The organism is Micromonospora cremea, assembly GCF_900143515.1.
Taxonomy (GTDB): Bacteria; Actinomycetota; Actinomycetes; order Mycobacteriales; family Micromonosporaceae; genus Micromonospora; species Micromonospora cremea.
Genome location: NZ_FSQT01000001.1, coordinates 1,291,568 through 1,311,381, shown reverse-complemented (window position 1 = coordinate 1,311,381; position 19,814 = coordinate 1,291,568). Strand labels below are relative to the sequence as shown.

The following is a 19,814-nucleotide window of genomic DNA, read 5'->3' as shown; positions in this document are numbered from 1 at the left end:
GGGCGACCCGAGGAGCTGTGTTGACCCGTTCCCCATCCGTGCGGCCGTTCTACCGGCCGATGAGGCCCCGATCCCGGAGTGAGCCGCACCGCTCGGCCACCCCGCTGGAGCTCTTCTTCGACCTCTGCTTCGTGGTGGCCGTGGCACAGGCCGCCGGCAGCCTGCACCACGACGTCTCCGCGGGTCACCTCGCGCACGCCGTGACCAGTTACGTGATGGTGTTCTTCGCGATCTGGTGGTCGTGGATGAACTTCACCTGGTTCGCCTCGGCGTACGACACCGACGACGACGTCTACCGGATCACCACGCTGGTCCAGATCAGCGGGGCATTGATCCTGGCGGCCGGAGTGCCCCGCGCCTTCACCGACGGCGACTTCAGCGTCATCACCTACGGGTACGTGGTGATGCGGCTGGCCGCCGTCGTGCAGTGGAGCCGAGCGGCCGTCGGCGACCCTGCGCACCGCGCGGCGGCACGCCGCTACGCCATCGGCGTGACCGTGGTGCAGGTCGGCTGGTTGCTCCGGCTGGCCCTGCCCGCCGAGTGGGGCATCGCGTCGTTCGTGCTGCTGGCGCTGGCCGACCTGCTCGTGCCGGCGGTGGCCGAGCGGCCCGGAATGACCCCGTGGCACCCCCGGCACATCACCGAGCGGTACGGACTGTTCACCCTCATCGTGCTCGGTGAGGTGGTGCTGTCCGTCTCGGTGGCGATCCAGACCGAACTGGACGCCGGCGACCAGAACCTCTGGACGCTCACCGCGGCGGGCTTGATCATCGTGTTCGCGCTCTGGTGGCTCTACTTCGACCGGCCGATCGAGGCGCCCGACCGGCTGCCCTATTCGCTGATCTGGGGCTACGGCCACTATCTGATCTTCGCCGCGGTCGCCGCGGTCGGCGCGGGCCTGGTCGTGGCGGTCGACCACGAGCGGCACATCGGGCACGTCTCCGGAGTCACCGCCGGGTACGCGGTCGCCGTCCCGATCGCCGTCTACCTACTCACCGTCTGGGTGCTGCACGTCCGCCGGCAGCAGCACGGCGCGGTGGTCGTCGCCTTTCCGATCGTCGCGCTGCTGGCGCTGCTCGCGCCGCTGGGCCCGGTCCCGGTCCACGTGCTCGCGTTGCTGCTCTTCGCCCTGGTGGCGCTGACGGTGGTGACGCGCCGGCGCGACGTCCGGCTGACCTCGGCGCCGGCCGACGCCGACGCGGCCTGATTCGGCACGACCCGTCCGGGATCCGCCCGGCCCGCCGTCGGGCGCGACGGCTCGGGAGTGGGCAGAATTGAGGCATGCCTCGCCGCCGATGGTTGCTGGCCGACCAGCTCGGGCCACACTTCCTCGACGACCCCGACCAGCCGGTGCTGCTGGTGGAGATCCGGGAACTGTTCCGCCGCCGGCCGCCGCACCGGCAGAAGGCGCACCTGATCCTCTCCGCGCTGCGGCACCGCGCGGCCGAGCTGGGCGACCGGGCGCTGCTGCTGCGTACCGAGACCTTCCGCGAGGCACTGGCGCAGGTCGCCGAGCCAGTGGAGGTGTGCCATCCGCACTCCCGGGCGGCGTTACGCTTCGCCCGATCGGTGCCGGGGCTGACGGTGCTGCCACCGCGTGGCTTCATCACCAGCCAGGCCGACTTCGCCGGCTGGGCGGACCGCACCCGCTGCGGCCCGTTGCGGATGACCGACTTCTACCGGCACGCCCGCCGCCGGCACGACGTGCTGACCCGCCCAGCCGGCGGTACCGGGTCGACGCGTCGGCCTCGCACCGAAGGCCCCGCCACGCCAACGGCGCCGCCGCCACCGCCGCCGATCGTCGAGGACGACATCGACGCGGAGGTCCGCCGCGAACTGGACCGGTGGGCGGCCGACGGGGTGCGGTTCGTCGGCCGGGACGGCCCCCGGCGATTCCCGGCCACCCACGGCGAGGCGCAGGCCCGGCTGGAGCACTTCCTGACCCACCGGCTGGCCGGGTACGGCCGGTACGCCGACGTGATGAGCGCCGACGACCCGCTGTTCGCGCACTCCGTGCTCTCGTCCTCGTTCAACCTCGGGTTGCTCGACCCGGAGTCGGCAGTCCGCGCCGCCGAGCAGGCGTGGCGGGCTGGCACGGTTCCGCGTACGGCGGTGGAGCCGTTCATCCGGGGGTTGCTCGGCTGGCGGGAGTTCCTCTGGCAGCTGTACTGGTACGTCGAGCCCAGGTTCCGGGGCGCGGACTGGCTGGCCGCGGCCGAGCCGGTGCCGAACTGGTTCGCCGAGCTGGACGCCGACGCGGTGGAGGCCCACTGCCTGGCCGACGTGCTCGCCACCGTCCGGGACGGCGCCTGGACACACCACGCGCCCCGGCTGCTCGTGCTGGGCAACTACGCGTTGCAGCGCGGCTGGCGCCCGACCGAGGTGGTGGACTGGTTCCAGCGCTGCTTCGTCGACGGCACCGACTGGGTGATGAACGCGACGGTGATCGGCATGAGCCAGTACGCCGATCTGGCCCGCGTGGACACCCGCCCGTACGCGGTGGACGGCACCGACATCGACGAGATCAGCGACTACTGCGCGGGCTGCCGCTACGTACCCGAGCGGGCGCTCGGCGACCTGACCTGCCCGTACACCGGGGGTTTCGAGAGCTTCCTGCACCGCAACCGGGCGCGGCTGGTGGCCGACCCGCGGCTCGCCGCCGAGCTGGCCCGCCGTGACGAGCCGGAGCACCGCGACGCGGTGCTGGCCCAGGAGGAGAAGCGGGGCAGCAGCCCGCCCTGACCGTCAGCCGCGGCCGACGTCGGCGGCCGGCACCGCACCGGTGGGCGCCGGGCGGACGACGCCCCGGTTCAAACCGGTGACCAGCAGCCGGTTGTATGAGGCCGGCATGACCCGGGCCAGCAGGTCGGGCAGCTTCGCCGACCAGCCGATCAGCACCCTGCCCTGGCGTCGCTCGACGCCCCGCAGGATCACCTCGGCGGCCCGTTCCGGCGCGATGGTGAGCAGCTTCTCGAACTGCGCCCGGCCGGCCGCGTACTCCTCGATCGAGACGCCGCTGCCGACGCGGGCGTTCTCGGTGATCCGGGTGCGGATCCCGCCGGGGTGCACCGAGGTCACTCCGATGCCGTCGTCGACCAGCTCGTGGCGCAGCGCCTCGGTGAAGCCACGCACCGCGAACTTGCTCGCCGAGTAGGCGGTCTGCCCGGCCGGCGCGATCAGCCCGAACAGGCTGGAGACGTTGACCAGGTGTGCGCCGGGCTCCGCCTTGAGGGTGGGCAGCAGCGCGTGGGTCAGCTGCGCCACGGCCCGGAAGTTGATGTCGATGACCCAGCTGAACTCGTCGAACGTCACCTGGTCGAACCGGCCACCGAGGCCGACACCGGCGTTGTTCACCAGCAGCCGGATCCGCGGGTGCCGCTGACCGATCTCGGCGGCCACCCGGGCGGTGGCCGCCGCGTCGGCGAGGTCCACCAGGTGGGTGTGCACCTGGCGGTCCGGGTGTTCGGCCCGGATGGCGGCGGCGACCGCGTCGAGCCGCCCGGAGTCGCGGTCCAGCAGGACCAGGTCGCTGCCGCGGCGGGCGAGCGCGTGCGCCAGCGCGGCACCGATGCCGCTGGCCGCGCCGGTGACCACGGCCGTCGCGCCGGCGAAGTCGAACCTCTGCACGATCGGTGCTCCTTTCCTGGCGGGCCCCGGCGACCTGGCCGGGGTCGGACCGTCCGGACGCGACACTCAGGCGACCGGGGTGCCGGTCGGTGGTGTGGCCGGCACGGTGGGCTCGCCCGGCGCGGTCGCGCCGCGGGCGCGGGCGCGGGAGAACCACACGCCCTCGTCGGTGAGCCGGCCGTGCCGCATCAGCAGCACGTCGCGGGCGTAGTTCTGGTACAGCCGCCACGGCGCGGCCGCGCCCTGCTTGGGCAGCGCGTCGAGGCTGCGTTGCACGTACCCGGAGCGCAGGTCGATGAGCGGCACCCGCTCGTCGTCGGGCGGCGGGAGCGGGGTGACGACGTGCTGGCCGGTGCGGTCCAGGTGGCGCAGCAGCCGGCAGACGTAGCCGGCGACCAGGTCGGCCTTGAGCGTCCACGACGCGTTGGTGTAGCCGATGGTGAGTGCGAAGTTCGGCACGCCGGAGAGCATCATGCCCTTGTAGGCGACGGTGCTGGCCAGGTCGACCTCGGCGCCGTCCACGCTGAGCGTCAGGCCGCCGAGTGCGAGCAGGTTGAGCCCGGTGGCGGTGACCACGATGTCGGCCGGCAACTCGTCGCCGGAGGCCAGCCGGACGCCGTGCGTCGTGAAGGTGTCGATGGTGTCGGTGACCACCGACGCCGTGCCCTGCTGCACGGCGGTGAACAGGTCGCCGTCCGGCACCACGCAGAGCCGCTGGTCCCACGGGTCGTAGCGGGGCGAGAAGTGCCGGTCGATGTCGTAGCCGACCGGCAGCCGGCCCCTCGCGGCCCGGCGCAGCAGCCGCTTCACCAGCCCGGGCGCGCGCCGGCTGAGCTGGAAGTTGACGGTGGACAGCAGCACGTTCTTCCAGCGCACCACGGGATACGCGGCCTTCGCCGGGAGCCAGCGCCGCAGCGCGTCGGCCAGGACGTCGCGCGAGGGCAGCGCCATGATGTACGTCGGTGAGCGCTGGAGCATGGTCACGTGGGCGGCCCGCTCGGCCATGGCCGGCACCAGGGTGACCGCCGTGGCGCCGCTGCCGATCACCACCACCCGCTTGCCGGTGTGGTCGAGGTCGTCCGGCCAGTGCTGCGGGTGCACCAGCCGCCCGGCATACGCGTCGACGCCGGGCAGCGGCGGGGTGTATCCCTCGTCGTAGCGGTAGTAGCCGGCGCAGGCGAAGAGGAACGAGCAGGTCAGCACGATGGTCTCGGCGGTGTCGGTGCGTTGTGCGTGCACCGTCCAGCGGGCGGCGTCACTGTCCCACTCGGCGCGCACCACCCGGTGCCCGAAGCGGACGTGCCGCTGCACGTCGTACTCCCGGGCGGTTTCCCGGACGTACTCGCGGATGGCCGCGCCGTCGGCGATGGCCTTCGGGTCGGTCCACGGCTTGAACGAGTAGCCGAGGGTGAACATGTCCGAGTCGGACCGGACGCCCGGGTAGCGGAACAGGTCCCACGTGCCGCCGATGGCGTCGCGGGCCTCGAGCACCGCGTACGTCTTGTCGGGGCAGTCGCGGCGCAGGTGGCAGGCGGCGCCGATGCCGGACAGGCCGGCTCCGACGATGAGCACGTCGACGTGGTCGGAGGTCATGACGTTCCTCCATCCGGGGCAGTGGACGGACACTATCCACCGCCGTCGACAGCAGTCAACACCCTGTCGAGTGGCGTCGACAGGGTGTCGAGTTCGGGTAGCATCACCGGCCATGACGACCGCCCGTACCGGTGCTGGGCGAGCGAGCCCGCGCGGTCGCCGCGCCGCCCGTTCCGCTGGCGACGACCGGGAGACGGCGATCCTGGCCACCGCCGAGCGACTGCTGGAGCACCGGGCGTTCGGCGACATCTCGATCGACGACCTGGCCCGGGGGGCGGGGATCTCCCGGCCGACGTTCTACTTCTACTTCCCGTCCAAGGACGCCGTGCTGCTGACCCTGCTGGACCGGGTCACCGAGGAGGCCGACGCGGCCGCCGGAGACGTCCTGGTCCGGCTCGCCGAGGACCCGCGGGCCCGGTGGCGCGAGCTGATCCAGCGGTTCCACGAGACGTTCGGCGCGCACCGCGCGCTGGTGCTCGCCTGCGCGCAGGTCCGCGGCACCAACGCCGAGGTGCGTTGGCTCTGGGCGGCGGTGCTGGAGCGCTGGGTGCAGGCGATCGAGGCGGCCATCGAGGCGGAGCGGCGACGCGGCGCGGCCCCGGACGGTCTGCCCGCCCGGGACCTCGCCATCGCGCTCAACTCGATGAACGAGCGAGTCTGGTACGCCACCTTCGCCGGCGACGGGCCGGCGGTCGCCGAGCGGGACGTGGTGGACGTGCTGCTCGACCTCTGGCTGGCCGGCATCTACCGCGACACCACTCCCCCGCCGTCGACCTGATCTACTCGGCCGCCTTGGTGAACGTCATGATCCAGTTGGTCTCCCAGGTGCGCTCGTCGTCGGTGGAGAACGCCTGCTCCCAGCGGGCGGAGGTCGCGGTGATCTCCGACCAGATGAACCGGCACCGCACCGGACGCCCTTCATGCTGGTCGTCGGCGTAGAGGCGGCCGACTCCGTCGACGAAGCGGCCCACCATCGGCGGCTGCTCCAACTCGCCGCGACCGCTGTTCATCCAGTAGATCGACCACTGCTCGCTCACCGGGTCGAAGAGCCTGATCGTGGCGCCGGCGAAGCCCTTGGTCGGAAAGATGATCTCGTCGAAGTGGCCACCGCCGGCGAAAAAGCCGTGCGCGACCGACACCCCCGGAAACTCCTCCCACTCGTCGGAGCCGACCAGCCGCTTGCGCAGCCGACGGTTGACCACGTTCCAGGTGCCCACAAAGAAGTCGAAGTCGCCCATCAGCGGCCCACCGGCCCTTCCGCTCGTGTGTCGTGCAGGTAACCGGTCAGGTCGGGGCTCTCCGGCACCAGCATGTGCCGGACCCAGGCGGCCCGCTCGTGCTCCAGCACCGCCAACTCCCAGACGCAGCCCACTCCCGGGCGGCGCAGTTCGACGAAGTGTGCCGGATCATCGTCCGGGCAGTCCAGTGCGGGCTGCCCGGCGGCCGCGATACGGACCTCCACCACGTTGTCCCAGACCCAGGTGTACGCCAGCAGGTAGGCGCCGGTGTCCGCGCCCCGGTGCAGCACCACCCATCCGGCGGCGGGTGTGCCGTCGTCCTGGACGTCAGCCAGCAGGGCGGGCAGCAGGTCGTACGCGGCCTTCTCCACCTCCGGCTCGATCGGCCGTTCCGGCTGGTCGATGTGGTACCGCTTGAGCTGCCGACCGTCCACCATGACCGGTCCCGGCGTTCGTAGATCCTTGTCGCGAAAAGCCATGCCGGGACGGTAGAACGACTCCCCTGACAGCTAGTGTCAGTGAAGTGCGGGCCAGTCGACTTCTCTCCCTCCTGCTGCTGCTCCAGTCGCACGGCCGGCTCACCGCCGCGCAGCTCGCCGAACGGTTGGCCGTCTCGCCACGGACGATCTACCGGGACGTGGAGTCGCTGCACGCCGCCGGGATCCCGCTGTACGGGGAGGCCGGGCACGCCGGCGGCTACCAGCTGGTCGACGGTTGGCGGACCCGGTTGACCGGGCTGACCGCCGAGGAGGCCGACCGGCTCTTCCTGGCCGGGCTGCCCGGGCCGGCCGGCGAGCTGGGCTACGGCGACGTGGTGGCCGCGCTGCAACTCAAGCTGCACGCCGCGCTGCCGGCCCCGCTGCGCGACCGGGCCACCCAGCTCCAGCAACGCTTCCACCTGGACACGCCCGGCTGGTACGCCGACGGCGACGCCTCCCCCGAGCTGGCCCGCACGGCCGAGGCGGTCTGGCGGCAGCACCGCATCGAGGTGCGCTACCGCAGCTGGCGCGGCGAGGTGACCCGGGTGCTGGAGCCGTACGGGCTGGTGCTCAAGGGCGGCCGGTGGTACGTGGTGGCCGACCGGCCCGGCCGCGGCGCCCCGGCGACGTACCGGGTCAACCAGATCCTCGCGCTGACCCCCCTCGCGCAGGAGTTCGACCGGCCGGCCGACTTCGACCTGCCGGCCTGGTGGCGGGCGCACGTGGCGCAGTTCCGGGCCCGGCTGCACCAGGACGAGGCCACCGTGCGGCTCTCCCCGGGCGGCCGGGAGCGGCTGCGGGAGATCGGCAGCGATCCGGTGGTGGCCGCGGTGGACGCCACCGCCGGGCCGCCGGACGCCCAGGGCTGGGTGACCGCGGTGCTGCCGATCGAGTCGCTCACCCACGCGCACGGTGACCTGCTGCGTCTCGGAGCCGACGTGGAGGTGCTGACCCCGGTCGCGCTGCGCGAGCGGCTCTCCGCCACGGCGGCCGGGCTGGCCGCCCTCTACGCCCCCACCGACCAGCCGGCCCGGTAGCGGGCCCGCGCCACCGTTCACGTCTTCCACAATGGAGGATCCACGGGGCATCGACTGTCGGCGCGGTGTGCCACCCTGGGACGGTCACCAGCGGTCACCGGAGGTGAGGGTCACGTTACGGCTACGCGCACTGGTCGCCGTCCCCGGCACCGGGCCGGTGACCCTCGAGGTTCCGGCCGGCACGACCGCCGCCCTGGTGGCGCCGCCCCGGGTCGGCACGGCCGTGGCCCGGGTGCTGGCCGGGCTCGCCGCCCCGGTCACCGGGCGGGTCATCGTCGGCGAGCGGGACGTCACCGCCCTGCCGCCGCCGCGCCGGCAGATCGGCTACGTGCCCGCCGGCGGCGCTCTGCTGCCGCAGCTCACCGTGCGTCGCAACATCGAGTACGGCCAGCGCAAACGCGAACGGGTGCACGAGGTGGCCGACGACTGGACGGCCACCGTGGTGGACCGGCTGGAGCTGGCCCCGACGCTGGCCCTGCTGCCGCACCTGCTCTCCGACGCCCAGCGGTTCCGGGTGGCGCTGGCCCGGGCCGCGGTCTGCCTGCCCGAGGTCCTCGTCGTCGACCTGCCCGCCGAGCCGGCCGGCGGCAGCCGCCTCGGCGACCTGCTGCCCCGACTGTCCCCACCGGACGCGCCGGGGGTGGCCGTGCTGGTGTGCACCGCCGACCCGGCCACCCTGGTCGAGATCCCGCGCCGGCACGACCTGGTCACCGAGCCCGAGGGGACGGTCCGGTGACGGCCGGAGGCCGGGCGACCCGGCGTACCCTGCTGTGCGCCGCCGCGGCCGGCGCTGCGGCCACCGCGACCGGCTGCGCCGGCGGCACCCGGTCGGTGCAGGTGGCGGTGGTCTGGAGCGGGAGTGAGCTGGACCGGTTCCGGCGGGTCGTCGCCGGCTACCCCGCCCCGGTGCACGTGGTCAGCGCCGGCAACGACATCGACGCGTTCCTGCGCGCCCGGCACCTCGCCGGCACCAGCCCCGACGTGGCGATCCTGCCGCGCCCCGGCCTGGTCACCGAGTACGCGCTGCGGGGCTGGCTGAGCCCGGTGCGCCCGTCGACCGAGTACGCGGTGCCGACCGGGCTGAGCGACCTGCTGATGACCCGCGGGCGGCGCTACGGCGTCTGGGTGAAGGCGGCGCACAAGTCCCTGATCTGGCACCTGCCGTCGGTGCTGCCCAACCCGCCGCGCAGCTGGGACGAGCTGGTCACGCGGACCCGCGATCTCGGCGCGCTCGCCCGGCGCGGGTCCGGCCCGGCGCCGCTGGCGATCGGCGCGGCGGACGGCTGGGTGCTCACCGACTGGTTCGAGAACGTCCTCGCCGACCTGGCGCCCGACGCCTACGACGCGCTCGCCGCGCCGGACGCGGACTGGCAGGGGCGGCCCGTGCGCGACGCCCTGGACCAGCTCGCCGAGCTGTGGAGCATCGACGGCGCGTTCCCCGGCGGCGGCCGCCGTGCCCTGCTCACCCAGTACGAGGAGTCGGTGATCCAGGTGGTGCGCTCCCGCCGGGCGGTGATGGTCTTCGAGGCCGACTTCACCGACGAGGTGGTCGGCAGGTTCCGGCGTGGCCCGGAGGAGCCGGCCACCTTCCGGTTCCCGAGCGCCAGGCCGGGCGGCGGCGGCCCGCTGATCGTCGGCGGTGATGCGGCGGTGGCGTTCGCCGACGCCCGGGGCGGGGTGGAGCTGGTCGAGTGGCTCACCCGGGCCGACTCGTTCCAGCCCTGGGTGGACGCCGGCGGCTACCTGTCGCCGAACACCACGATCACCCTGGACAGCTACACCGACCCGGTCCGCCACAAGCTCGCCGGCGAGATGCGCGCCCCCGGCACCCTGCGCTTCGACCTCTCCGACCAGCTGCCCGGCCCGTTCACCGGCTCCGACGGCGTGGGCATCTGGCGGATCATGCAGGACTTCTTCGCCGACGTCACCGACGGCGTGCCCGCCGGCGAGGCGGTGCGCCGGGCCACCGGGCACCTCGCCGCGGCGGCCCGCAGGGCGGGTGGCGGCCGATGAGCCAGGTTCGCGTGCTCGGCGAGCTGGCCGTGCTCGACGACGTGGGGCCGCCCCGGCGCGGCCGGGCCTACCCGGCGGCCGGAGCGACCTCCGCACTGCTGCTGCCGGCGATCCTGCTGCTCGGCGGTCTGGTGCTGTGGCCGGTTCTGCGGACCGTGCACGCCAGCGTCACCACCGACGGTCACTGGGTCGGCGCAGAGCACTTCCGCGCCGCGCTCGACGCGCCGGACACCGGCGCGGTGGTCGGCCGCACGGTCCTCTGGGCGGTGCTGGTGCCGGCGGTGGTGACGGCGCTGGGCTACCTGCTCGCCGCCGCGTCGCGCCGCTCCCAGGAGGGCGGGCTGGTCCGCCTGATCCTGCTGGTGCCGGTGGCGTTGCCGCTGGTCGTCACCGGCGTGACCTTCCGGCTGATGTACGACCCCGACCCGAGCAGGGGCCTGGCCACGCTGATCGCGGCGCGGCTGACCGGCCGGTCCGCCGAGGACGCCCCGCATCTGCTCGGGCCGGGCCTGGTCACGGTGGCGCTGATGTCGGCGTTCGTCTGGGCCTGGGTCGGGCTGGCCGTGCTGGTCTTCCGGGCCGCGTTGGACGCGGTGCCGCCGAGCCTGGCCGACGCGGTACGCGCCTACGGCGGCGGTCGCCGGCACGTGCTGTGGGACGCGCAGTGGCGCCCGTTGCTGCTGCGTACCGTGGCGGTGGTCTTCGCGCTGGTCGCGGTGGGCACCAGCCGCACCTTCGACCTGATCCTGGTGATGACCCCCGGCTCGGTTCGCGACGAGGCCGCCGTGCTCGCGCTGCGGGTCTGGCAGACCTCGGGTGGCACGACCACCGGCGAGGGCGCCGCGCTCGGTGTGGTGTGGCTGGTGGCGGTCATCGGCGGGATCCTCGTGGCGGCGCTGTTCGTGCGGCAGGCGTGGCCGCCACCGCGGGCCGAGACACCACCGGACCCGGACCGGGTGGCGCCGCCCCGGCGGGTGTTCCGGCTGCTCGCGGCGGGTGCCGCGGTGGCCTGGCTGGTGCCGCTGGTGGTGCTGGTCGCCACCTCGCTGCACGGGCAGGTGGACGCTGCGGCGCGCGGCTGGTGGTCGGCCCCGCCGGGGGTCGGCTCCTACCGTGACCTGGTCACCGGCGGCGAGCTGTGGCGGACGCTGGGCTTCACACTGCTGCTGGCCACCGTGGTGACCGCCACGGTGCTGGTGGTCGCGCTGCTGGCCGCGTACCCGCTGGCCTGGTTGACCGGGCCGGCCGCGCAGGCCACCGGGCTGCTGCTGCTGGCCGCCAGCGTCGTGCCGATCCAGGTCATCGCCGGGCCGGTCAACGAGGTGCTGGGCCTGGTGCTCTCCTCCGGGACCTCCCGCGGCCTGGCCCTGGTGCACGTGGCGTTGGGCGTGCCGTTCGCGGTGCTGGTGCTGCGCAACGCGTTCGCCGACCTGCCCGCCGAGCAGGTGCGCGGCGCCCGGCTGGGCGGGCGGCGCTGGTGGGACACGCTGCGCCGGCTGGCCCGGCACAACCTGCCCGCGGTGGTCGCGGTCTGCGTGCTGGAGTTCGTCCAGGTCTGGAACGACCTGGTGGTGGGCCTGCTGTTCAGCGGGCCGGAGGCCACCCCGCTGGGGCTGTTCCTGGCCGGGCAGTCGCGTGGCTTCGTGTCCAACAGCGGCGTGCTGGCCGCCAGCTCGGTGCTCGCCTCGGTGTTGCCGGTGCTGCTGGTGGTGCTCGCCCGGCGGCAGCTCGTCGCCGGGCTGGTCTCCGGTGGCGTCCGGTGACCGGCCCCACCGGCAGCGGCCGGGGGCCGCGCTGGCCGGTGCTGATCGCGGTCGGCACGCTGGTCAGCGGGGTGCTCGGCAACCTGGCCAGCAACATGCTCTCCGAGCTGGCGGCCAGCGTGCTCGGGCCGGCCAGCATCGCGCTGGTGGTCAGCGGCGCGATCGGGTTCGTGGTGTTCGAGATGCGCCGGCGCCGTGCCGGTCGGGAGGTGAGCCCGGAGCCCACCGAGGTCGTCGCCGCACCGGCCACCGGTGCGCCGACGCTGCCCTATCCGGCCGGCTTCACCGGCCGCGACGAGCACGTCGAGGCGGTGCTCGCGCTGCTCACCCGGGAGCATGCGGTGGCCGTGCTGGGCCGGCGGGCGGTGGGCACCTCCGCCTGCGCCGTGCAGGCGGCGAACCTGTGCCGGGAGGACTTCCCGGACGGGCAGTACTACCTCGACCTGCGCCGCGGCGGTCGGCCCCGGTCCGCCCGGCAGGTGCTCACCGCGCTGGCCGGGGTGCTGGGCACCGCTCCGCCGATCTCCGGCCGGCCGGACGCCCTCGCGGTCGCCGCCGACGCGCTGCGTGGCCAGCTCGACGGCCGCAAGATCCTGCTGGTGCTGGACAACGTCGACCGACCCGAGCAGGTCCGGCCGCTGCTGCCGCCCACCGCACGGACCTGCCGGCTGCTGCTCGCCGGCGGTCCGGCGCTGAGTGGGCTGGAGGGCGTGGTCGCGCACTGGATCGCCGAGCCGGGCCCGGCCGAGGCGGTCGAGCTGTTCGCCGCCGCCGGGGGGGCCGCCCCGGCCGCGCGGGCCCGCCGCGCCGACCCACGCACCGATCCCGCCGTCGGCGAGATCGTCGAGCTGTGCGGGCGGCAGCCCCGCACCGTCCGGGCGCTCGGCTACCGCACCGCCCAGCACGGCTGGCGGCACGCCGACGTGCTCGACGCGCTGCGCCGCGCGGTGCAGACGCCCCCGCACCAGCGGGTCACCGTCTCGCCGGCGGCCCGGCTGGTCACCGAGCGGGACACCGCGTACCGGGCGTTGACCCGGGAGGCCCGCCGGCTGTACCGGCTGATGTCGCTGGCCCCCGCCCCGGTGGACCGGCCGGCCATCGCCGCGCTGGCCGGCCGGCACCCGGAACGGGTGACCGCGCTGCTCGACCAGTTGGCCGCCGCGGCGTTCGTGGTGGGCGCGCCCGGCGACCGGTACGAGATCCGTCCGCTGCTGGCCGGCAACGCCCGGCTACACCTGCGGGACGCCGATCCGGCCCGGGCCCGGGTCGCCGCGCAGGCCCGGCTGACCCGGCACCTGGCCCGCCGGGCGGAACGGCACGCGGCCAACCTGGCCGTCCTCGGCTCCCCACCGGACCGGGAGTGGTCACTGCCGCTGGACGACGACCCGTACGGCTGGTTCGACCTGCACCAGGAGCTGCTGCTGGCGGTGGTCCGGGTGCCGGCCGGCGCGGCCGAGACGCTGCCCCGCCGGGTGCGCCGGTGGTGGTTCCGGCTGGCCGTGGCGCTGTGCGGATGGCTGGCGCACGTCGAGCGGCTGGACGAGTGGGAGCAGGTCTGCCGCACCGTGCTGGCCACCCCGACCGCCGACGACCGACCGGAGATCGCCGGGTGGGCGCACAACGAGCTGGGCGTGCTGCGCCGGCGCCGGCACGACCCGCAGGGCGCCGCCGCCGCGCTCACCCTCGCGGTGGCCGAGCGCGGCCGGCGGGGCACCGCCCAGGCCCGGATGAACCTCGGGCTGGCCCTGCTCGACCTGGGCCAGCTCGACGACGCGGTGGAGCACCTGGAGCTGTCCCGCCGGCACCGCTCGGGGGCGGACCGGGCCGGGCACGCGCTCACCGACCTGGGCCTCGGCGCGGCGCAGCTGGCCCGGGGGGAGCTGGACACCGCGCACCACCATCTGGTGCGGGCGGCGAACACGTTCCGGTCGGTGGGTGACGCCCGCGGCTACGCGGCGGCGCTGACCAACCTGGTGCTGGTGCACGCCGCCCTCGGCGAGCACCTGGACGCCGCGCAGGCGTGGCGGGCCGCGCTGCGCGAGTACGAGTCGGTCAGCGACCCGACGAGCCGGGCGGCGGCGCTGCTCAACGCCGGGGCGACGCTGCTGGCCGCCGCGCCCGGGCAGGCGCGGGCGGCGTACGAGCTGCTGGCCGAGGGCCGGCGGTTGCGCGAGGAGAGCCGGCCCACCGCGGGGCTGGCGCGCACCCTGCTGTACCTGGGCGATGCCGCCGCCGCGCTGGGCGACCCGGCCGAGGCGCGGCGACACTGGGCGGACGCGGCTGCGGTGGCCGAGGAGGTCGGCGACGCCGACGGGCAGGCCGCCGCGGACAGCCGGCTGGAGGACGACAGCGACCTGCCGGCCGCCGGTCGGTGATCCGCGCTCGGCCCACCCTGGGCACGGGGAGTCCGCGTGATGTGGGTCGCTCAGGTTGGCCGGTTGCAGGGGTCTGGGAGAGTGTGTGACCGTGGATGCGCTCTCGGTGCGGGGACTTAGCCGCAACTTCGGCAACCTGGTCGTGCTCGACGACGTGAGCTTCACGCTCCAGGCGGGCCGGATCGCGGTGGTGCTGGGCCCCAACGGCAGCGGCAAGACCACCCTCCTGCGCTGCGTGGTCGGCGCCGACCGGCCGGACGCGGGCGAGGTGCGGGTGCAGGGGCGCCGGGCCGACGAGACCGATCCCCAGGTCCGGGCGCTGATGGCGGCCGCCCTGGACGACATCGACTTCTTTCCCGACCTGTCCGTGGTCGAGCACCTGGAGCTGGTCGCGTACGCGCACGGCGGCAACGCCGAGCCGGTCGAGGAGGTGCTCGCCGAGCTGGGCCTGGAACCGGCCCGCGACCAACTGCCGGTGACCCTGTCCAGCGGGCAGCGCCGCCGGCTGGCGCTGGCGTCCTGCTTCGTCCGCCCGCGCCGGGTGCTGATCCTGGACGAGCCGGAGCAGCGGCTGGACGTACGCGGCCGGCAGTGGTTGGCCGACCGGCTGCGTCGGGAGCGGGAGGCGGGCACCGCCGTGCTGCTGGCCTCGCACGACCCGGAGCTGATCGACGCGGTGGTCGACGAGCGCATCGAGATCGGCCGGTGACCGCCCCGCCGGCAACCGTCGCCGACGCGCCGGCCGGGGTGCCCACCGCCCGGCAGGTGCGTACGCGCCTGCGCCAGGCCCGCCGCCGGCATCACGACCACTCCCTGGGCGACGTGCTGGGCGACGCGTACGTCATGGTCCTCTTCGTGGGCATGTACGGCTGGTTCGCGATCAGCGCCAGCCGCGACATGCTGAACTCCCCCACCGTCGGCCGGGCCGATCCGGGGGTGCGCTGGTGGCTGGCGGTCGCCGCGCTGCTGGCCGGCGCCGGGCTCGCCTGGCGCGGCCTGCGGGCGCTCGGTCCGCTGCTGGTCACCCCGGCGACCCAGAGCTGGGTGACCAGCGCGCCGGTCGACCGGCGGACCTGGCTGACGCCACGCCTCGGCGTCCTGCTGACGGCCGCGGCGGCCGGCACCGCGCTGCTCGGGGTGGCCGTGGCGGCGCTCGGCGGCGTCAGCGACCCGACCGCGCTGGGCTGGGCGGCGGCGGCCGGCGCGGGGTGGGGAGCGGCCGCGCTGGCGCTGAGCGTCGTCGCCCAGAGCAGCCGGGCGGGCCGGCGGTGGCCGGCCGTGGCGGGGGCGGTGCCGCTGCTGGCGGCCGCCATCATCACGGGGCTGGTGGTGCTCGTCGGTCGTCTCGGCGACGGACTGCCCCGGCCGGCGGCGACACCGACCGCCGCCCTGGTGGCCGTCGCGGTGCCTCTCGCGGTCGTCGCCACCGTCCTCGCGGTCCGCGCGCTGCCCCGGGTGGACCGGGCCACCCTGACCACCGGCGCGCAGTTCGCCAACGCCGCCGCCACGGCCACGATCCTGCTCGACCCGAGCCTGCTCACCGGCTTGGTGGAGAGCCGGCGCTGGCGCCGCATCGGCCGGGTGCGCAGCAGCCGGTTCCTGCCCGGCCCCGGCTGGTGGGCGCTGCTCCAGGCCGACGTGCGCCGGCTCCGCCGCCACCCCAGCGCCCTGCTGATCTGGGCGGCGCTGATCGGAGTCCAGTACGCCACGGCGCTCGCCCTGCCCGGGCTGGCCGGTGCCGCGCAGGTGGTGTTCGGCTACCTCGCCGCCGACCGGTTGACCGGTGGCCTGCGGTCGGTCAGCCGGTCGCCCGGGTTGCGCCGGGCGCTCGGTGGCAGTGACGCGGCGCTGCGCGGGATCCACGTGGTCGTGCCGGCAGTCGGCGCGGGCCTGTGGTGGCTGCTGACCCTGTCGACCGTCGACGGCGGGCCGGCGTGGCTCGCGCCGACGCTGGCGCTCGGAGTGGTGGCCGCCGCCTGGCGGTCCGCCACCCGACCGGCGATCGACTACGGCGGGGCGACGGTGAACACGCCGTTCGGGATGATCCCGGTCGACCTGCTGCGCCAGGGCGCGCGGGGGCCGGCGCTGCTCGCCGTGCTGGTCCTGGTCCGCCTGCTCGTGGGCTGACCGGGCGGACCGCCCGGTCGGCCCCGGACCTTCAGCCGTTCCGGCGGCGGAGCTGGCGGAGCGCGGTGGCGATCGTCGCGACACCCTCTTCGATGTCCGATGCGGTGTTCGCCGCGTAGCCGAGCACCAGACCTGGCCGGTGTGGCCGCTGGCAGTGCCAGGACAGCGGCTGCACCTTCACCCCGCGGGCCAACGTCGCCGCCGCCAGCTCGGTGTCGGCCAGCTCGGAGTCCAGTGTGATCATCAGGTGCAGCCCGGCCGCCGCGCCATGCACGGTCGCGCCGGGCAGGTGCCGGGTCAGCGCGGCGATCATCGCGTCCCGGCGGCGGATGTGTCGGCGGCGCAGCAGCCGCAGTTGTCGCTCCAACGCGCCGGAGGTCATCAGCTCCGCCAGCACCAGTTGCGGTAGCACCGCGTTGCCCAGGTCGGCGTTGCGCTTGGCGGCCACCACCGCCTCCCGGTGGCGGGCCGGCACGAGCAGCCAGCCGACCCGCAGCGCCGGGGCGAGCAGCTTGGACACGCTGCCGGCGTAGCAGACCTGCTCGGGCAGCAGGCCGCGCAGCGCCGGCACCGGGGGCCGGTCGTAGCGGTGCTCGGCGTCGTAGTCGTCCTCGATGATCAGACCGCCGGACCGGGCCCAGTCGACGAGCTGGCGGCGGCGGTCGCCGTCGAGCACCACGCCGGTCGGGAACTGGTGCGCGGGGGTGAGCATCACGGCGGGCGCGCCGCTGGCGGCCAACTCGTCGACGCGCAGCCCCGCGCCGTCCACCGCGATCGGCGGGGTGTCGACCCCCCAGTTGTTCAGGTGCTGCCGTACGCCCAACGAGCCGGGGTCCTCGACCGCGATGCGGCCGATGCCGGCCGGGCCGAGCGCCTGGGCGAGCAGCCCGAGCGCCTGGGACACGCCCGCCACGATGATCACCTCGACGGGGTCGACGGCGACGCCCCGGCTGCGGGCGAGCCAGGCGGCCACGGCCCGACGCAGCGCGGGCGTGCCGCACGGGTCGCCGTAGCCCAGGTCGGCGGCGGCGAGGTGGCGCAGCACGGTCCGTTCGGCGCGCAGCCAGTCCGCGCGCGGAAAAGCGGCCAGATCGGGTACGCCGGGCGTCAGGTCGATGGTCGCGCTCGCCGCGCGTACCGCGTCGAAGATGTCGCTGCCCGGAGCGGGAGGGAAGAGCGCGGCCGGCGCCGACGCGGCGGTCGGGGCGGGCGACGGCGGGGCGGGCGCGGGCGGGGCGGCGACGACCACCGTGCCGGCGCGGCCCCGACCGGTGACATGCCCCTCCTCGGTCAGCCGCTGGTACGCCTCGGTGACCACGCCCCGGGAGACACCGAGGTCGGCGGCGAGCACCCGGGTGGCCGGCAGCCGCCCGCCGACCGGCACCCGCCCGTCGGCGATGGCCTGGCGCAGCCGGCCGGCCAGCCAGTCGGCCCGCCCACCCGGCGGAGCGTCGGTGATGGTCAGGTGCAGGTAGTCCGAGCCGGCCGTTATGGACCTCTCGGGTGCTCTCGGTTTGGCCCTGCTCACCGGACCATCCTGGCAGCAGAGTGGGGATCAGGGAACACCGCCAAGGCCATCGGAGGACGACGTGACGATCCCGTTCCTGGTCACCACGCTGATCGTGGTGGTCACCCCGGGCACCGGGGTGTTCTTCACCCTCTCCGCCGGGCTGTCCCGGGGCGCCCGAGCCGGCGTGCTGGCCGCGTTCGCCTGCACCCTGGGGGTGGTGCCGCACCTGCTGGCGGCGTTGACCGGGCTGGCCGCGCTGTTGCAGGCGAGCGCGGCGGCGTTCGAGGTGGTCCGGTACCTCGGCGTCGCGTACCTGCTCTACCTGGGCTGGTCGACCGCGCGGGACCGCAGCGCCTTCGCGGCGACCACCGCCGCGCCACCCCGCTCGGCGGCCCGGGTGATCGTCTCCGGGGTGCTGGTCAACCTGCTCAACCCGAAGCCGACGCTGTTCTTCGTCGCGTTCCTGCCGCAGTTCGTGGACACCACCGCCCCGGGCTCGACCCGATCGATGCTCGCCTGCGGCGCGGTGTTCATGCTGCTCACCTTCCTGGTGTTCAGCGGCTACGGCATCTTCGCGGCACGCCTCCGCGAGCGGGTGCTGACCCGGCCGCGGGTCACCGACTGGCTGCGCCGGTCCGTCGCTGGCACGTTCGTCGCGCTCGGCGTGACGCTCGCCCTCACCGAACGATAGGAAATCCCGTGCAGTTCGAGCATTCCGCGCAACTCCGTGCCGCGTACCCCGATCTCGTCGCCGGCGTGGTGCGAGCCACCGGGATCACCGCCACGGCCGACGTGGCGCAGCGGACCGCCAGCCATCTCGCCGGCGCCCGTGAGCGGTTGGCCGGCGGCGCCGAGAGCGGGTTCCCGGAGATCCAGGCGTGGCGGCGGGCGTACGCGGCCATGGGGCTGCGACCCACCCGGTACCGGTGCGCGGCGGAGGCGCTGTTGCGCCGGTTGCGCCTGGACGGCGACCTGCCCCGGCTGCACCCCCTGGTCGACCTCTGCAACGCCGTCTCGGCCGCGTACGCGATCCCGGTCGCGGTGCTCGACCTGGACCGGGTCGACGGCGACCTGGTGGTGCGGCCGGCCCGGGGCGACGAGGAGTACCTGACCTTCGCCGGCGACACCGAGCACCCCGACCCGGGTGAGGTGACCTTCGTGGACGCCTCCGGCCGTGCCCACGCCCGACGCTGGACGAACCGGCAGAGCGGCTGGTCGGCCGTGCGGGAGGGCACCTCGTCCGTGCTGATCGTCGCCGAGGCGCTGCACTCCGGCGCCGAGGCGGACGTGACCCGACTGGTCGCGGCGCTGCTGGCGGAGCTGGCCGACGGGTGGTCCGCAGCGACCCGGGCCGCCGTGCTCACCGCCGCCGCACCTCGGTTCGACGTGACGGCCGCCGGTGGCGCGGTGACGGCCGCCGGTGGCGCCTCGACTCGCTCGGCCGGTCAGGCGGTGTCGCCGGGGACGAGGTGACGGTAGCCGGGAATCGTCTCAGCGAACCAGCCGGCGACGCTGGCCAGGCCGCGCTCGTTGAGCTGCGCGTCGTGGATCGGGTACGCCCGTTCGGCGCCCACCTCCCGGGCGAACCGGATCGCCTCGTCGAGGCGCAGCCAGGACCCCTGCGCCGGGACCAGCAGCGTGCGCACCGGCTCGTCCGGCACGTGCAGCGCGTCGCCCGGGTGGTAGAGCCCGTCGCCGATCAGGTAGCCGAGATTGGCACAGTCCGGCTGACCCTCGTGGATGGCGGCGTGCCGGCCGCCGTAGGCGGTGACCGTGATGCCCGCCGCGGTGAAGCGCTGCCCGGCGTGGACCCGGGTCACCGGCAGCGGGGCGAGATCGGGCAGCCGGGCGCCCTGTGGGGCGTACACCGGGACGCCCAGGCCGGCCAGCCGCAGCACGTCCACGTGGTCGGTGTGCTCGTGGGTGACGAGGACGGCGTCCGCGCCGACCAGGGCGCGCGGTTCGCTCCACGTGCCCGGGTCGACGACCAACACCCCGCCGTCGTGCTCGACGCGGACGCAGGAGTGGGTGAACCGGGTGATCCGCATCCG

At 75.0% G+C, this 19,814-nt stretch carries 18 protein-coding genes; 12 read left to right on the top strand and 6 right to left on the bottom strand.

The annotated features are described in order from the left end of the window. Positions 1 to 20: 20 nt before the first annotated feature. Together BUS84_RS05820 and BUS84_RS05815 are read left to right on the top strand one after the other, a co-directional pair. Positions 21 to 1,208, top strand: a complete 1,188-nt coding sequence (locus BUS84_RS05820; protein ID WP_208869533.1) for a low temperature requirement protein A — start codon at positions 21 to 23, stop codon at positions 1,206 to 1,208. Between the two features lie 74 nt (positions 1,209 to 1,282). Next, entirely contained in the window at positions 1,283 to 2,743 is a 1,461-nt protein-coding gene (locus tag BUS84_RS05815) for a cryptochrome/photolyase family protein (protein ID WP_074309399.1), read from the top strand. A 3-nt stretch (positions 2,744 to 2,746) separates the two neighbouring features. Here BUS84_RS05815 and BUS84_RS05810 read toward each other — a convergent pair whose 3' ends face one another. Then, the gene (locus BUS84_RS05810) at positions 2,747 to 3,628 is read right to left on the bottom strand and encodes an SDR family NAD(P)-dependent oxidoreductase (protein ID WP_074309397.1); all 882 of its coding nucleotides are present in this window, start codon (positions 3,626 to 3,628) and stop codon (positions 2,747 to 2,749) included. Positions 3,629 to 3,694: 66 nt separating this feature from the next. After that, on the bottom strand, positions 3,695 to 5,221 hold the full coding sequence (locus tag BUS84_RS05805) for a flavin-containing monooxygenase (RefSeq protein WP_084757244.1): 1,527 nt from the start codon (positions 5,219 to 5,221) through the stop codon (positions 3,695 to 3,697). 112 nt (positions 5,222 to 5,333) lie between these two features. Between BUS84_RS05805 and BUS84_RS05800 the strand changes: the two genes are divergently transcribed. Continuing rightward, positions 5,334 to 5,999: a TetR/AcrR family transcriptional regulator gene (locus BUS84_RS05800; RefSeq protein WP_074309395.1), complete on the top strand. Its 666-nt coding sequence runs from the start codon at positions 5,334 to 5,336 to the stop codon at positions 5,997 to 5,999. A 1-nt stretch (position 6,000) separates the two neighbouring features. On the opposite strand, the gene BUS84_RS05795 is transcribed toward BUS84_RS05800, so the two are convergent. Together BUS84_RS05795 and BUS84_RS05790 are read right to left on the bottom strand one after the other, a co-directional pair. Beyond that, positions 6,001 to 6,459 (bottom strand): hypothetical protein, encoded by a 459-nt coding sequence (locus BUS84_RS05795; protein ID WP_074309393.1) that lies wholly within the window; start codon positions 6,457 to 6,459, stop codon positions 6,001 to 6,003. Beyond that, a complete protein-coding gene (locus BUS84_RS05790; RefSeq protein ID WP_074309390.1) occupies positions 6,459 to 6,938 on the bottom strand; it encodes a hypothetical protein in 480 nt (159 codons plus the stop codon). Before BUS84_RS05790 ends, BUS84_RS05795 begins: the two co-directional genes overlap by 1 nt. Before the next feature lie 44 nt (positions 6,939 to 6,982). On the opposite strand from BUS84_RS05790, the gene BUS84_RS05785 reads away from it, so the two are divergent. The 7 genes from BUS84_RS05785 to BUS84_RS05755 all read left to right on the top strand — a co-directional run bounded on the left by BUS84_RS05785 (position 6,983) and on the right by BUS84_RS05755 (position 16,253). Beyond that, a complete protein-coding gene (locus BUS84_RS05785; protein ID WP_074309388.1) occupies positions 6,983 to 7,975 on the top strand; it encodes a helix-turn-helix transcriptional regulator in 993 nt (330 codons plus the stop codon). 103 nt (positions 7,976 to 8,078) lie between these two features. Next, on the top strand, positions 8,079 to 8,711 hold the full coding sequence (locus tag BUS84_RS05780) for an ATP-binding cassette domain-containing protein (RefSeq protein WP_159450988.1): 633 nt from the start codon (positions 8,079 to 8,081) through the stop codon (positions 8,709 to 8,711). Then, positions 8,708 to 9,988, top strand: a complete 1,281-nt coding sequence (locus BUS84_RS05775) for a type 2 periplasmic-binding domain-containing protein (protein WP_074309383.1) — start codon at positions 8,708 to 8,710, stop codon at positions 9,986 to 9,988. Before BUS84_RS05780 ends, BUS84_RS05775 begins: the two co-directional genes overlap by 4 nt. Next, complete coding sequence (locus BUS84_RS05770; RefSeq protein WP_084757240.1) at positions 9,985 to 11,751, top strand: ABC transporter permease subunit; 1,767 nt, start codon at positions 9,985 to 9,987, stop codon at positions 11,749 to 11,751. The genes BUS84_RS05775 and BUS84_RS05770 overlap by 4 nt, the downstream gene beginning before the upstream one ends. Continuing rightward, on the top strand, positions 11,748 to 14,126 hold the full coding sequence (locus BUS84_RS05765) for a tetratricopeptide repeat protein (RefSeq protein ID WP_074309379.1): 2,379 nt from the start codon (positions 11,748 to 11,750) through the stop codon (positions 14,124 to 14,126). Before BUS84_RS05770 ends, BUS84_RS05765 begins: the two co-directional genes overlap by 4 nt. An 85-nt stretch (positions 14,127 to 14,211) precedes the next feature. Further along, positions 14,212 to 14,835 (top strand): heme ABC exporter ATP-binding protein CcmA, encoded by a 624-nt coding sequence (gene ccmA / locus BUS84_RS05760; protein ID WP_074309377.1) that lies wholly within the window; start codon positions 14,212 to 14,214, stop codon positions 14,833 to 14,835. Further along, on the top strand, positions 14,832 to 16,253 hold the full coding sequence (locus BUS84_RS05755; RefSeq protein ID WP_074309375.1) for a DUF6297 family protein: 1,422 nt from the start codon (positions 14,832 to 14,834) through the stop codon (positions 16,251 to 16,253). Before ccmA ends, BUS84_RS05755 begins: the two co-directional genes overlap by 4 nt. Positions 16,254 to 16,284: 31 nt before the next feature. Here BUS84_RS05755 and pdxR read toward each other — a convergent pair whose 3' ends face one another. Next, positions 16,285 to 17,781, bottom strand: coding sequence for a MocR-like pyridoxine biosynthesis transcription factor PdxR (pdxR, locus tag BUS84_RS05750; RefSeq protein ID WP_208869532.1), 1,497 nt, complete (start codon positions 17,779 to 17,781; stop codon positions 16,285 to 16,287). Between the two features lie 61 nt (positions 17,782 to 17,842). On the opposite strand from pdxR, the gene BUS84_RS05745 reads away from it, so the two are divergent. Next, complete coding sequence (locus BUS84_RS05745; RefSeq protein ID WP_074309373.1) at positions 17,843 to 18,454, top strand: LysE family translocator; 612 nt, start codon at positions 17,843 to 17,845, stop codon at positions 18,452 to 18,454. 8 nt (positions 18,455 to 18,462) lie between these two features. Beyond that, the gene (locus tag BUS84_RS05740; protein ID WP_074309371.1) at positions 18,463 to 19,236 is read left to right on the top strand and encodes a B3/B4 domain-containing protein; all 774 of its coding nucleotides are present in this window, start codon (positions 18,463 to 18,465) and stop codon (positions 19,234 to 19,236) included. On the opposite strand, the gene BUS84_RS05735 is transcribed toward BUS84_RS05740, so the two are convergent. Further along, positions 19,209 to 19,811 carry an MBL fold metallo-hydrolase gene (locus BUS84_RS05735; protein WP_074309369.1) on the bottom strand — a complete coding sequence of 201 codons (603 nt, stop codon included), beginning with the start codon at positions 19,809 to 19,811 and terminating at the stop codon, positions 19,209 to 19,211. The two genes, BUS84_RS05740 and BUS84_RS05735, sit on opposite strands and share 28 nt — an antisense overlap. Positions 19,812 to 19,814: the final 3 nt, after the last annotated feature.